Origin of the sequence: Streptomyces sp. NBC_00252, assembly GCF_036187565.1 — a bacterium.
GTDB lineage: Bacteria > Actinomycetota > Actinomycetes > Streptomycetales > Streptomycetaceae > Streptomyces.
In genome coordinates this window covers 167,465-180,753 of the sequence record NZ_CP108087.1, presented here as the reverse complement: position 1 = coordinate 180,753, position 13,289 = coordinate 167,465, and the positions used below count along the sequence as shown (strand labels likewise).

9 protein-coding genes and 2 pseudogenes are annotated in these 13,289 nt (G+C 68.5%); 2 read left to right on the top strand and 9 right to left on the bottom strand.

Annotated features, from left to right (window positions below):
* Positions 1–61: 61 nt before the first annotated feature.
* A protein-coding gene (locus OHT77_RS00710) for an IS5 family transposase (protein WP_443048192.1) occupies positions 62–852 on the bottom strand; the annotation gives its coding sequence in 2 pieces (ribosomal slippage) (positions 62–522 and positions 522–852; 792 coding nt in all).
* A 282-nt stretch (positions 853–1,134) separates the two neighbouring features.
* Here OHT77_RS00710 and araD point away from each other — a divergent pair.
* Positions 1,135–1,292 (top strand): annotated as a pseudogene (araD, locus tag OHT77_RS00705) (L-ribulose-5-phosphate 4-epimerase); the annotation flags it as partial.
* 603 nt (positions 1,293–1,895) lie between these two features.
* On the opposite strand, the gene OHT77_RS00700 reads toward araD, so the two are convergent.
* The 7 genes and pseudogenes from OHT77_RS00700 to OHT77_RS00670 form a co-directional block, all read right to left on the bottom strand.
* Positions 1,896–3,773, bottom strand: coding sequence for an RICIN domain-containing protein (locus OHT77_RS00700; protein ID WP_328825906.1), 1,878 nt, complete (start codon positions 3,771–3,773; stop codon positions 1,896–1,898).
* 55 nt (positions 3,774–3,828) lie between these two features.
* A complete protein-coding gene (locus tag OHT77_RS00695) occupies positions 3,829–5,586 on the bottom strand; it encodes an amylo-alpha-1,6-glucosidase (RefSeq protein WP_328825905.1) in 1,758 nt (585 codons plus the stop codon).
* Between the two features lie 89 nt (positions 5,587–5,675).
* Positions 5,676–6,518 carry a carbohydrate ABC transporter permease gene (locus OHT77_RS00690; protein WP_328825904.1) on the bottom strand — a complete coding sequence of 281 codons (843 nt, stop codon included), beginning with the start codon at positions 6,516–6,518 and terminating at the stop codon, positions 5,676–5,678.
* Positions 6,515–7,486, bottom strand: coding sequence for a carbohydrate ABC transporter permease (locus OHT77_RS00685; RefSeq protein ID WP_328825902.1), 972 nt, complete (start codon positions 7,484–7,486; stop codon positions 6,515–6,517). Before OHT77_RS00685 ends, OHT77_RS00690 begins: the two co-directional genes overlap by 4 nt.
* Positions 7,487–7,506: 20 nt before the next feature.
* Complete coding sequence (locus OHT77_RS00680) at positions 7,507–8,751, bottom strand: sugar ABC transporter substrate-binding protein (protein WP_328825901.1); 1,245 nt, start codon at positions 8,749–8,751, stop codon at positions 7,507–7,509.
* Positions 8,752–8,915: 164 nt separating this feature from the next.
* A complete protein-coding gene (locus OHT77_RS00675; RefSeq protein WP_328825899.1) occupies positions 8,916–9,971 on the bottom strand; it encodes a LacI family DNA-binding transcriptional regulator in 1,056 nt (351 codons plus the stop codon).
* Between the two features lie 943 nt (positions 9,972–10,914).
* Positions 10,915–11,501: pseudogene (locus OHT77_RS00670) on the bottom strand (glycoside hydrolase family 6 protein); the annotation flags it as partial.
* Positions 11,502–11,672: 171 nt separating this feature from the next.
* Here OHT77_RS00670 and OHT77_RS00665 point away from each other — a divergent pair.
* Positions 11,673–11,969 carry a hypothetical protein gene (locus OHT77_RS00665; protein ID WP_328825897.1) on the top strand — a complete coding sequence of 99 codons (297 nt, stop codon included), beginning with the start codon at positions 11,673–11,675 and terminating at the stop codon, positions 11,967–11,969.
* A 153-nt stretch (positions 11,970–12,122) separates the two neighbouring features.
* Here OHT77_RS00665 and OHT77_RS00660 read toward each other — a convergent pair whose 3' ends face one another.
* Entirely contained in the window at positions 12,123–13,166 is a 1,044-nt protein-coding gene (locus tag OHT77_RS00660) for a LacI family DNA-binding transcriptional regulator (RefSeq protein WP_328825896.1), read from the bottom strand.
* Positions 13,167–13,289 lie beyond the last annotated feature (123 nt).

Sequence of the window (13,289 nt, the reverse complement as noted above, 5' to 3'; positions counted from 1 at the left end):
GTCGCACCACCGGCCTGCCAAGAGAAGAGGAAACGAGATGAGCCGCCTCCCCTTAGAGGTCCTAACAAAGGCGTTGGACGTGGCGGTGGGTGATGAGGCAGGTGGCGAGGCCGAGGAAGGCTTCGTGGATGTCGTCGCGTCGTTCCCAGCGGATCCGCAGGCGGCGGAAGCCGTGCAGCCAGGCGATGGTGCGCTCGACCACGTAACGGAAGATGCCGAGGCCGGAGCCGTGTTCCGTGCCTCGTTCGGCGATGACCGGGCGGATGCCGCGGGCCCAGAGCAGGCGCCGGTACTTGTCGTGGTCGTAGCCGCGGTCGGCGAGGAGTGCGTCGGGTCGGTGTCTGGGGCGGCCGACGACGCCGGCTACGGCCGGGACCTTGTCGAGCAGGGGCAGCAACTGGGTGACGTCGTTGCGGTTTCCGCCGGTCAGTGACACCGCGAGTGGGATGCCCTGGGCGTCGGTCAGGACGTGGTGCTTGCTGCCCGGACGTGCGCGGTCGACCGGGCTGGGCCCGCTTTTGGGCCGCGCCGAGCGGCCCGCACGTGGGAGGAGTCGATCACCGCCCGCGACCAGTCCAGCTTCTTCGCGGCCCGCAGCTTCTTCAGCAGCACCAGGTGCAGTGCGTCCCACACGCCGGCCTCGTTCCACGCGGCCAGGCGCCGCCAGCACGTCATGCCGGAGCCGAAACCCAGCTCTTGGGGCAGGTACTCCCACTGGATGCCGGTGTGCAGCACGAACAGGATCCCGCACAGCGCCTGACGGTCCGGCACCCGCGGCCTGCCCTCGACCAGCTTCGGGCCCGGCTCGGGCAGCAACGGCTCGATGAGCGACCACAGTTCATCCGACACGATCCACGGCCGCGACTGATGTTTCCCACGACCAGACCAACGACCAACCAAGCCGAAAGTCACATGATCAACGGCTTCTGTTAGGACCTCTTAGCGTGACAGCCGACCATCCGGCTGCGGGTCCCCGAACGTCCGGGTGGCCTCGCACGTGAGTGCCGCAGGCCGAACGACCGCTCTTCCCGGCCCACTTGGGTCACAGGACCGGACACGTGGTCCGTCCTCCGACCCGACGGTGCCGACTACCTGACATACCGTCAGGCAGCCGTACATTGCCGCCGTCGCCGCGTTCAGCACGCGATCATCTGCGAGGCCGTGGCAGACATGGCCATCAACACCCTGGGCCGGTCCCCGCTGCCCCGCATCGGCTGGCCCGCCACTACACCCGCAAGCACGGCCCGGACGCCCACTACGGCAACCCGGACGTGACGGCGGCTCCCAGCTGACCGCCGCCGTCCGCCGAACCGACCCGGCGCGGAATGCGGATCCGCACGTGTGGCATTTGCCCGTGTGCTCGGCCGGCCGTCGCGACTACGGGGGTTCCCTGGGACGAACTGCGGGGCCGTGACTTTCGGCGTCTTTCGCAGGTGTACCGGTTTGTGCCGCTCAAACTCCCCGGAGCCTCCCCGAGCGACGAGAACCTCCCCAGCCGCTCTCCCGACACTGTGCCGGAGTCGTCCTTCCTCGGGCCGTATGAGCCAGCTGACGGCACCGAGCACAAGGCGCGATTCCTGGAGCGCTGACCGGCTTGCCCGCCTCCGGCACAACAGGGCGCGCTCGACCTCGATGTCACCGAAGTCGCCCCGGCCCGGAGGACATGCGGCTCGACTCGTTCAGCCGTGGCTGCTCCGACCGCCCACAGGCACGGGCTGTCGGTTTCCGCGGTGCCAGAGTCCCCGGCGCCCGCACGGTAGTCGGAGCCGGGGACTCTGGAAGGCATGTGGAGAGGGCCAGGACCGGGTGCCGTGGCCCTCTCACGAGGTCCCGCAGGTGGGAGCGGGGTCTGTGTCTGTCGGCGTGGCCGGGAAACCAGCGGGATCCGCTGGTGGTCAGCTCTTGCCGAGCAGGCGCCAGATCTGGTTCTTCTTGGTGGTCAACGCGCTCGCGGTGTCACAGGTCCACTGGTGGATCTGCGCTCCGGCAGTGGTCGAGACGTTGCTGACGTCGACGCACTTACCGCTGTGGACGGCGACCAGTTGATAGTCCTGACTGTTGCCGAGCGCGGTGACCGGGTTGAGGGTGAACTGCTGGTTGGTGCCGCCGTTGCACGTCCACTGCTGGACAGCGGCACCGTCGGCGGTGGACGCCCCGGAGACATCGAGGCATTTGCCGCTCAACTCGTTGACCACGGTATACGTGTTGGGTTTGCCGCTGACCGGCTTGAAATCGAGCATCTGCTGGTAGCCGCCCTCGCAGTAGTACTGCTGGTACTGGGTGCCGTTGGCGGTGCTGATGTTGGTGTCGTCCAGGCACTGGCCGCTGTTCTCGCTCACGGCGACCGTGGAGACGGTGGTGCTGGACGGCGGAAGCAGGGTGAGCGTGTAGCCGTCCTTGGCGCTGGCGTAGGGCACGTTCACGGAGGCCGCGTTGCCGCTGACGGTCAGGGTCTGGTCGGAGACGGTGACGGGACCGGTCACGGCGCCGCCGTTGTCGTAGGGGACGCGCTGGAGCACGGCGCGCACCTTGCCGCTTTCGACCACCGAGGTGGTGTTCAGGCCGGTCAGGTTGACGGTGACGGTGCCGGTGTTGCCGCTGCTGCCGAGCAGGATCTTGGCGTTCTTCGCGATGTTGTCCTTGGTGGCCAGGCCGTCGGTGCCGGTGCCCGGGACCAGGTTGACGATGTTGCCGGTCTGGGAGCCGTAGTAGCGGTACATGAACCACTCGCCGAGCGGCAGGTACTGGCCCGCGCTGTTCTTGGTGAGCAGGCCGGCCTCGTTGTCGTGCAGGGCGGTCCCGGAGGCCCAGTTGCCGCGCAGGCCGTCGGCGCCGGCCCGTTCCAGGCGGCCGATGAACCAGGCGCCGCCGCCCGGGGACTGCATGGACGGGGTGGCGTACTCGTTGATCTGGTACGCCCGGGTGTTGGTCAACCCGGCAGCGGCGAGCGTGGAGTTGGCGCGTCCGACGTCGGTGACGGGGTCTCCGGGTTCGTCGTGCCAGCTGTAGATGTCGGGGGCGACGTTGTTCGCCTTCACGTAGGCCAGATACGTCGTCCACCAGTTGTTGGAGGAGTTCGGCTGGCCGGCCGTGCTCGGGCCGACGATGAGCTGGGTGGGGAACGCGGCGCGGATCCTGGTGTAGAAGCGCGACCACATCTGGAGGTACTGCGTCTGGGACGCGCCCCAGAAGCCGCTGCCGTCGGGCTCGTTCCACAGGTCCCACTGGACCGTCATGTTGTTGGCCTTGACGTCACTGACGAGCTGGGTGACGAAGGCGTCGAACTGGGTCCAGTCTCCGTTGTCGCCGGGCCAGCCCTGGCTGGTGGTGCCGTCGGCGCCCCACAGGTCGTGCGGGAGGAGGACGAAGGTGCCGCCGAGGGCCGCGGTGCGCTTGTACTGGGCGAGAGCGGAGGCCCAGCGGGTCTGGTAGTCGGCGAGGCTCGTGGCGTAGCCGCCGCTGTTGAGCTGGGCACCGCCGGCTCGCATGAAGTGCCACTTGATGTCGGTGAAGAAGTGGTCCTGCGGCAGCGAGCCGGCCGGAGTCATCCCGTAGATCATGCCGGAGGCGTGATAGGTGGGGGCGCCGCCGGCGGTGGCGAAGTCCACGGTGACAGAGGTGTTCGCGGCGTGCGCCGTGGTCGTGGGGAGGACGACGGCCACGATCGACGCGAACAGGGCGGCGAATGCGATGGACGTGCGACGACGGCGCGCTCCCGCGCCGATGAGGCTGCGTTCCCGTCTGGGCAGGGGAAGGTGGACAGGTGTGCGCATAGCGGTTCTCCCGATGGTTGGGTGGTCCCTGGGCGCGGCTCGGCCCAGGTGGACTTCAGCCACCGACGGCGCCGGCAGGCGCGGTGCGCCTGAGTTCGTGCGCTTCGGCGAGGAGGAGATAGCTGCTGGCGGTCCAGGTGTAGGCGCGGTCGCGCAGGCCCGTCCCGGTGAGGGCGTCGAAGTTCTCGGCGAAGCCCGAGGTTTCGCACAGGGCGCGGAAGCGGGCGCTGATCTCGTCCGCGAGGCGCTCGTGGCCTGCGCGGCGCAGCCCGTCCTCGATCAGGACGGTGGCGGGGGCCCAGATCGGGCCGCGCCAGTAACCGTCGGAGCGGTAGTGCGCCGAGGTCGGCAGCTCGGTGGCGAGGCCGTACGCGGTGAGGTGGGCCTCGATCCGGTCGGCGAGCACGCTGCTGATGCTCTCGGGCAGATGCTCGCCCAGCACGATGGGCATCAGATCGAGCAGGCTGGAGCTGGCCCAGGTGTCCTGGCTGTGCACTCCACGGGCGAGGAACCGCTCGCCGGTCCACAGCTGGTCGAGCATCTCGGCCTGAGTCGTATCAGCGGTGCGAGTCCAGGTGAGGGCGTCTTCGGGCAGGTCCAACTCGGCTGCGATGTGGGTGAGTTCGCGTAGTTGGAGGATGAGGAAGGCGGCCAGGTCGGCGCTGACGATCACACGTTCGGGGTCGAAGGTGGTGGCGTTGTCCCAGCCGCTGTCGTTGCCGTGCTGGTAGTGGGGCAGGGAGGCTCCGGGTGCGCGCCGGGTGGTCAGCCAGAAGTCCGTCCAGCGCGCCAGTCCTGCGTACGCTTCGGCCAGTTCGACCTGACCGAGCGGGGCGGGCAGCCTGCCGCGCAGGTGGCCCAGGGCCCAGCCGTGGATGGGCGGTTTGACGAAGTTGTGCAGGACCTCGGAGTGGGTGACCGAGTCAGGGAGGGCGCCGCTCTCTTCCTGGTGGTCGAAGGGCAGCAAGAACTGGTCCCAGGCGAGTGCAGGGGAGCCGGGAGCCAGGGCGAGGGCGTTGAAGCAGTGGTCCCAGCTCCAGACCTTGTCCATCCAGTGCTTGGACATCAGTACCGCGGGCCGGGTGACCAGTCCTTGCGGCCGTACGGTGGCGGACCACACCACATACGCGGCGAGTTCGGCTGCCGAGGTGCCGGCCGAGCGCCAGGGGGCGGTCGTGTCGACGAACTGGGAGAACGAGCGCCGTGCGGCCTCCGCGACTTGGGCGAACGCCGACGACGAGCGGTAGGGGCGGCGCGCACTGTCGAGTTCCTCGACTGCGATTTCCCACGTTCCGTCGGCCTCGCCGGAGACCGTGAGACCGCGGTCACCGGCGCCCAGGGCCTGGGAACCGACCACCTCGGCAACCGTGCCGGACAGCACGGTGATCCGGTAGCGGCGCCCCGTCTCGTACGAGGTGAACGTGTAGGCGCCGTCCACCGGATCGCGGTAGAAGTAGGTCCCGCTGAAGGGGGTCAGCGCTTTCGCCACCGCGGTGATGCGCAGGTCCAGTCCCTGGCCGTGTACGCGTACGGTGTCGGGCGACTCGTAGGCGAGGTCGAGTCGCCCGTCCCCGCCGGTCCAGCTGAGCAGGCTCGGTGTCGCCCGGACAGCGGTCTCCGCCCGGTCGCCCGTCGCCGTGTCGAGGGGGATCAGACGTAGGACGGCGTGCATGCCGTTCTGGTGCGATACGAGGTGCAGGTCATCGGCACGTGTCTGCTCCGCCAGCACGGGAGAGATGCCGAACCAGGATCCGTGCGTGCTGAAGGGTATGTCGTGGACGGAGAAGGCCGGGCCGGACGGAAGGGCGGTCATGAAGGCGGTACTCGTTTCTTGAACGGGGCGAGCGGTGATGTCCCGGAGGGGCGGCGGCACTTGCGCGGCAGCGCGTGGGAGGCCCGGTGTCAGTCCTTGACGGCGCCGGCGGTCACGCCGGCGGCGACGTAGCGCTGGGCGAGGATGAGGATCCCAGCGGCTGGCAGGGAGGCCACGACGGCGGTGGCCATGATGGCGTTCCACTGCTGGTTGTTGTTGCCGATGTAGTGGTAGATGCCGAGGGTGATCGGCTCGTGGGCGCCGCCGTTGACCAGAGTGCTGGCGAAGACGAAGTCGGACCAGGACCACAGGAAAGCGAACAGCGAGACTGTGACGACGGCGTTGCGGCTCATGGGCAGGACGATGGACCAGAAGGTGCGCACGGGCCCCGCGCCGTCGGTTGTCGCGGCCTGGAGCAGTTCGCCTGGGATGCCTGACATGAATGCGGTGAAGATCAGCACGCCGAACGGGACCGCCAGCGTGGAGTCGGCGACGATCAGGCCCGGCACCGACTGGAGCAGGCCGAGGCTGAGGTAGATGGCGTAGAAGCCCATCGCCATGATGATGCCGGGGATCATCTGGGCGGCCAGGAGGACGAAGTTGAGGATGCCGCCGCCGCGTGGGCGCAGTTTGGCCAGGGCGTAGCCGGCGGGCGCGGACAGCGCCACGGTCAGGACTACGGTGCCCAGGGCGATGGCGAGGCTGGTGCCGAGGTAGGGCAGCTGATCGTCGAGAACAGCGCGGTAGCCGGCCAGGGTCCCGTGGAGCGGGAACAGCTCCGGCGGACTCTTGCGCATGTCCTGGTCGCGGGTGAAGGACACGTTCAGCATCCAGTAGACCGGGAAGAGCATGACCGCAGTCAGCACGAGGCCAATGGCCGTCTTCCCCCGGGCAGGGCGGCGCCAACCGAGAACAGTCGGTGCACTCGTCATGACAGCGCCTGCTTTCGCTGGACTCGGGCGTAGACCAGTCCGAAGACCAGGGCGGCGGCGACGAGCAGGTTGCCGACAGCGGCTCCGGGACCGAAGGCGGGCAGCAAGTTGCCGAAGCCCAGTTGGTAGGACCAGGTGGCCAAGGTGGTGGAGGAGTCCGCCGGGCCGCCCTTGGTCATGATCCAGATGATGTCGAAGACCTTGAGCGTGTAGACCAGCCCGAGGAGCAGGGTGATCGCGGACACCGGCCGCAGCAGCGGGAAGGTGATGCTCCAGAACCGCTGCCAGGCACCGGCCCCGTCGAGGGCGGCGGCCTCGTACAGGCTGAGGGGAATCGATTGCAGACCGCTGTAGAGCACGACCAGGTTGAACGGGACACCGATCCAGATGTTCGCGATGATCACCGAGGCCAGCGACCAAGACGGCGAGGTCAGCCAGTTCACGGGGCTGAGGCCGACGGCGTGGAGTACGGCGTTGACGACGCCCGACTCGCTGTTGAGCATCCACGACCAGGTCGAGGCCGACACGATCAACGGCAGCAGCCAGGGGACCAGGAACAGGGCCCGCAGGGTGGCCGAGAGCCGGAAGTTCTGGTTGAAGAAGATCGCGAGCGCCAGCCCGATGGCGTACTGGAAGACGAGGCACACGGTGGTGAAGACCGCGGTGTGCAGCAGAGCTGGGGCGAAGGTCGGATCGTCGAAGACCGTGCGGTAGTTCGCCAGGCCCGTGAACGGGGCGTCACCCTGGACGAAGGAGCGCACCGTGTAATTGCGCAGGCTCAGGTCGATGTTGCGGTAGAGGGGATAGGCGTAGAAGAGGACGAGGTAGAGGGTCACCGGGGCGAGGAAGCCCCAGGCGGCCCACTGCGGGGAGGTGGGGCGGCGCCGTGCCCGGGGCGGTGCGGTGGGGGCCGCACCACTGGCCGGTCGCACGGGCCGCCGTTGCGGCACTTTCGTCGTGTGGCTCATCAACAGCCTCTGGTTTCCGGCTACTTGACGGCGGACTGCGCCGCGGCCAGCGCGTCCTTCGGCGACTGCGCACCACTGAGCGCGGACTGGACGGCCTTCCACAACTGCTCGGAGATCTTCGGGTACTTGGTCCCCAGGTCGTCGCTAGTGCGTCCCTTGGCCGCCTTGACCGCGTCGACCCAGGGCTTCAACTCGGCGTTCGCGGCGACCTGCTTTTCCTGGACCTCGGAGGTGGGGGCCACGTACGAGAGGGTCGTGTCGGTTGCGAGCAGGTTCTGGTTGTTGGTCAGGCAGGACACGAGCTTCTGCGAGGTGGCGTAGCGGCCGGTGGACTGGTGGACCGGGATGGTCACGAACTCACCGCCGGTCGGTGCTGAGGCGTTGCCTCCCGAGGCACCCGGGACGGGCAGAACGCCGTAGTCGAAGCCGGCCTTGTCGGCGTTGGCGAGCTGCCAGGTGCCGTTCTCGCTGAACGCGTAGTCGCCGGTCGCGAACTCCTGCCAGCTGGTGGTCTGCGTGTTGTTGAGGACCGAGTTCGGGGCGTAGCCGTCCTTCAGCCAGCCCGTCCACAGCGTCAGTGCGGAGACCGCCTTGTCCGAGTCGAGCGCCGTCAGCTGGGCGCCCGATCCCCAGAACCAGGGCAGGAACTGGAAGCTGCCCTCCTCCGTACCGATCGCGGAGAACGTGATGCCCTTCTTGCCTGCCGCCTTGACCTTCGCGAGCGCCGCGGTCAGCGACCTCCAGTCCGTGACCGAGGCGATGTTTACCCCGGCCTGCTTCAGCACCTTCTTGTTGTAGTAGAGGGCGAGAGTGTTGGCGCCGATCGGGGTGCCGTACGTCTTGCCGCCAGACTGTCCGGCCGCGAGGAGGTTGGGATCGGCCTTGGAGGTGTCCAGCTTGTTGTCGGCCGTCGTGGTGAGGACGCCGGCCTCGGCGAGGGTCGACACCACCGGGTTGTCGACGATGAGGACGTCGGCGGAGTTGTCCTGCTGCGCCGCCAGCAGCGCCTTGTTCGCCAGGTCACTGGTGTCGAACGCCGTCCGCTTGATCTTCACGCCGGCCTTGGTGCCGCAGCCGTCGAGCAGTTTCGCCCACGCCGAGCTCTTGTCGAACTGCGGATACGGGTCCCAGATGGTGTAGGTGCCGCTGCCGGAGGCCTTCGTTCCGGCGCTGTCCGAGCCGGAGGAGCAGGCCGTGGCACCGACGGTGACGGCGACGACGGTCAGGACTGCGGCGGTGAGACGCCGTCTGGCGGATCGGTTCATTGCGCGTTCCTCATGGGTTTTGGCACAGGGGTGCCCTGGGATCGGCACATGCGTGCTGTGAGAGGGGTGATCCGGGGCTGACGGGTTCACGGAACCCGGGCGGTGGGTTGGTCAGCCGACCGGTGCGGGATGGGGAGTTCGGTGGAGCGTGTGCGGGGTGAGGGTCAGGTGTTTGCAGGCGCGTCGAGGTCCGCTGCCGGGTCGGGCGGCGTCGCACCCGCGGGTGCGGTGCTCGCCCGCAACGAGATCGGCGGCGCGAGCAGGTGATGCCGGGCCGGTGTGTCCGGGTGGTCGAGCCGCTCGACGAGCAGTTCCACGGCAAGGCGGCCCATCTGTTCCGCCGGTACGTCCGCCGCGGTGAGCTGCGGGGTGACCGTCTCCGCCCACCTGCTGGCCACGACCCCGGTGACGGAGAAGTCGCGGGGAACATGGCGGCCGGCCTGGGACAGCCCACGGTAGAGACCGCCGAGCGCGGCCTCGTTCAAGGTGACCAGGCCCGTGGTGGCGGGCTCGTCGTGCAGGATCCGCTCCAGACAGGCCAGGCCCGAGGCGGCATCGTCCCCGCAGCAGTACGTCCTGACGGTCAGTCCGCGCTCCGCCGCGGCCTTGGTGAAACCCTCCAGACCCCGGTGGGCCGACTCGTACCCGGCCCGCAGGAGCTGCTCGGGCCTATTGACGAAAGCGATCCTGCGATGGCCCAGGTCAGCGAGATGGTGCACACAGGCCGCCGCCAGTGCCGTGTGGTCCAGCCCCACCCACCAACTGCCCTGCGGGTGGGCGGTGCGGCCGATGGCCACGGAGGGGAAATTTACCGCGGCGAGATGGTCGAGCCGGTCGTCCTGCAACCGGATTTCCATCAGGATCGCGCCGTCCACCCGGCGCTCGCCCAGCAGCCGCTGAAACGAGCGGTCGCTGTCCACACCGCTCGGAGACAGCAGCACGTCGTAGTCGTAGGCCGCGGCGGCCTCGGTGACGCTGCCGATGAAGTCCAACTGCATTCCGGTGTAGTGGTTGCCGGCCGGCGGGAAGACCAGACCGATGGTATTGGTCCGGCCGTTGGCCAGCGCTCGCGCACTCGCGTTGGGCTGATAGCCCAGCTCGTCGATGACCCGCTGGATCTTCTGGCGGGTGTCCTCCGAAACCGGGCGCTTGCCGCTGAGCGCGACGGAGACGGTACTGCGGGACACGCCGGCCAGCCGGGCGATCTCACCGATGTTCACGGGACTCCTAGCCGAGATCGGTCGAATCGGTTCGAAGTCTCCGAGCGGTGAAGTCGACGGATACTGCCCGTCGAACCGGTTCGCGTGAAGTGAAGGTAGGAGCAACCTCGACGGGTGTCAACGCCTCGCGCAGAACTTCCCGTAACCGTCCGGAAACGTCAGTGGACGGAGGTGTGGCACCTGGTCCATTGGGAGCTTGCCTGCTCACCAGCAGGTCAGGCCCCTGATTCGACGGGCGAGATCACCCCCGCTTCCGACTGGAGGGCCCGCTGTGCGCGACGGAAGAGATCCGCCTCCAGGGTGTTGCTGGCAGGTTTCCCGGTGCTAGCTTCCCCGAACCGGTTCGACACGGGATCGAAGAGTCGGCCCGCAGCGCTGTGGGCTGCCGAACGAAATGCGGCGGCGGTTGCCGCCGGGCTGCGCGATTCCAGTCGCACAGCGCGAAGCCGAACCGGTTCGCCCCCCTGACTGCTTCCCGCTGGACGCGGGGCCTGACCACTGTCCCGGTCGGCCCTCCTGCGTACGCAACACATCGGATCCAGAACCCGAGAAGCCACCGATCCCACCCAACCCACCGAACCCACCGAGACCTCAGTGCGACACAGGAAAAGAACGATGGGGGCCGCCGCGGTGGCAGCCGTCCTCACCACCATGCTCGCCGTCCCGCCTCTGGCCTCACGCCATCTCCCTCATCCGTCGTACCTTCTTCCGGGCGTCGCGTCCTGCCAGGTGCGCCAGCGGAAGAACTCGCGAACGAGTGATCCAATCGCTCGACCGTACGGATCACCGCTGGATCGACGGCAGTTGACGCGTGGGATCGGCACAGGTGCCGCGTGCGTCCTCGACGAGATGGCACCGGACGGATGGAGAAGGCCTCCTGGCGAGACGAAGGCGGGTGCTCTGGGCTCTGGTGGACGTGCAGACCTTCGGTTGAGATCCGGCGTCACCCTCGCCCGACGCGCAGGCGCACCCACCTTCGAGGACATTCGTTTTGCTGGTGTGAAGCGCGATCCGCCGGAGTCGGTCCTTCAGGGGCCGGGCCCCGGCGGGCGCTCACTGTCTCAGAGGGGCACGGCAGTGGCGGGTAGGCGTTCTGCATCAGCTGCTGGAACTGGGCGGAGAACCAGTGCCCCGCCAACGGCGCGTACGCCAGGGCGCCGGTAGGGCTGTTGCCGTTGTGAGGGTTGGCGCCGTAGGTGGGGTCGCCCATGCGGTCGAAGCCCTTGCCCCCGTCGTTGGAGACGGCGGAGCTGGAGTCGTCGGACTCGCCCGGGGGCTTGACCCAGACGTGGGCGTCGATGCCGGTGGCCGGGGCCGCGCGGAGCCGCCCCAGCCGTTGCGGGAGGTGTCGATCAGCATGCCGAGCCCGGAGTCGAATCCGGCCGCAACCAACTTGTCCCGCAACCCGAGCGCGAACGACTGCTCGTCCGCGTACTGGTTCCAGTCCACCCACTTCGACTGACGTACGGTCTGACCGTTGACGCCGTCGGTGACCTTGGAGTTCGGCTCCTTGGCGGGGCCGTAGCTGGCAGGCCGCGCTCAGGCCTGTGAGGTTGGGGCACTCCAGGTCGCCGACTTCCGGGATGTGCTGATGGACAAGGCCCGACCCCGTGCCGGCCGACTCGCAGGCTCCGTCGCTTGCGCGTCCATCATCGCCGCCCCTTGACGTGTGCTGTTGTCGGGGAGCCCTCCGCGAAAGCGGTGGCCGCCCGCGAGGCCGCGTCCGACTGCGTGGTCGATGCCCTCACCAACCACTGGTGGTGCCAGAACAAGCCAGGGATCCGTGGCCGGTGGGCCGGGCAGACCGTCGGCCACCTCAATTCCGCTACCAGCTGGTTCACATGTCGGTACGAAGGTGATCCCACAGGGGGCGACGGTCGGCACCCCGAGCGCTGGATCCACACGCTCGATGACACACATCTCCAGAACCATGGCGGCTGGGGCTTCGTGAAGGACAGCGACGTCATCGAGGAAACCACTCCACTGCCGCGCTGCTGACACCACGTCTACGCGCTGGATACGCGTCAGCTCCGGACGGTCGCGAGCAGTGGGGACAGGCGCTCGGCCGGGGTTTCCCGGCCGAGCGTTCTGCGTGGCCGGCGGTTGAGTTCGTGCGCGATGGTCTGCAGGGGTCTGCCGAAACCTCCCGGCTCAGCGCGCCGCGCCGTTGATGCGCGCCTGGCGGCCGGTGGGCGCGGCGGCCGTGCTGGAGCGCAGCGAGACCGGGGGTGCCAGCAGGATGTGCTGAGGCGGGGTGTCCGGCGCGGTGATGCGCCCCACCAGCAGGGACACGGCCTTCTCGCCCATCTCCAGGGCCGGTACGTCCGCCGCCGTGAGCGGCGGACTGAAGTCCTCGGCCCAGGTCCTGGCCGCCACTCCGGTGATGGAGAAGTCGTACGGCACTTCCAGACCGGTGTCCGACAGCGCCCTCTGGATGCCGGGCAGGGCGGCCTCGTTGATGGTGGTGACAGCTGTCAGGTCCGGATGGCTCCGCAGAAGCGCCGTCATGCACTCCTGGCCGGAACGGGCATCGTCCCCACAAGGCACTTCGATGCCGTCAAGGCCGCGTTCCGCCAGTGCCTTCACGAAGCCCTCCCTGGCCCTGCGGGCGGGACCATAACCCGCCGCGATGAGTTCCGCGGAACGGGTGACCAGAGCAACCCGGCGGTGCCCCAGATCGGCGAGGTGGCGCACGCAGTGCTGGATCAAGCCGGCGTAGTCGACGTCGATCCAGGACATCTGCTGGTCGCCGGCCGTGTGTCCGATGCCGACGAAGGGCAGTCCGGCGTCGTGCAGCCGACCGACACGAGGGTCCTCCAGGCGGATCTCCATGAGAATCACACCGTCCACACGGCTCTCCGAAACCAACCGCTCGAAGGAACGGTCGTGATCCCCGCCGGAAGGGGACAGCAGCACATCCAGGTCGACCCGGGCGGCGGCGTCGACCACGCTGGCGACGAAGTCCAGCTGCATGTGCGTGAGCCGGTTGCCGGCGGGCGGGATGACGAGACCGATCGTCCGGGTCCGCCCCTCCTTGAGGGCCCTCGCGGCCGCATTGGGCCGATATCCCAACTCGTCGATCACGTCTTGGATACGTCTGCGGGTGCTGGTCGAGACGGGACGTTTGCCGCTCAGCGCGTAGGACACCGTGCTCCGTGACACGCCCGCACGCCGGGCGATCTCCCCGATGTTCATCGGGGCTCTCCTACGTGGATAGTCCCGGGTTCCGCCGGGGGAGGAAACGAAGCTCCCGCGGAGCAGGGCAGGGAAATCCGGTTCGCCGTCAGGGGGATCCTGCGTCCACCGTCTACCGGCCGA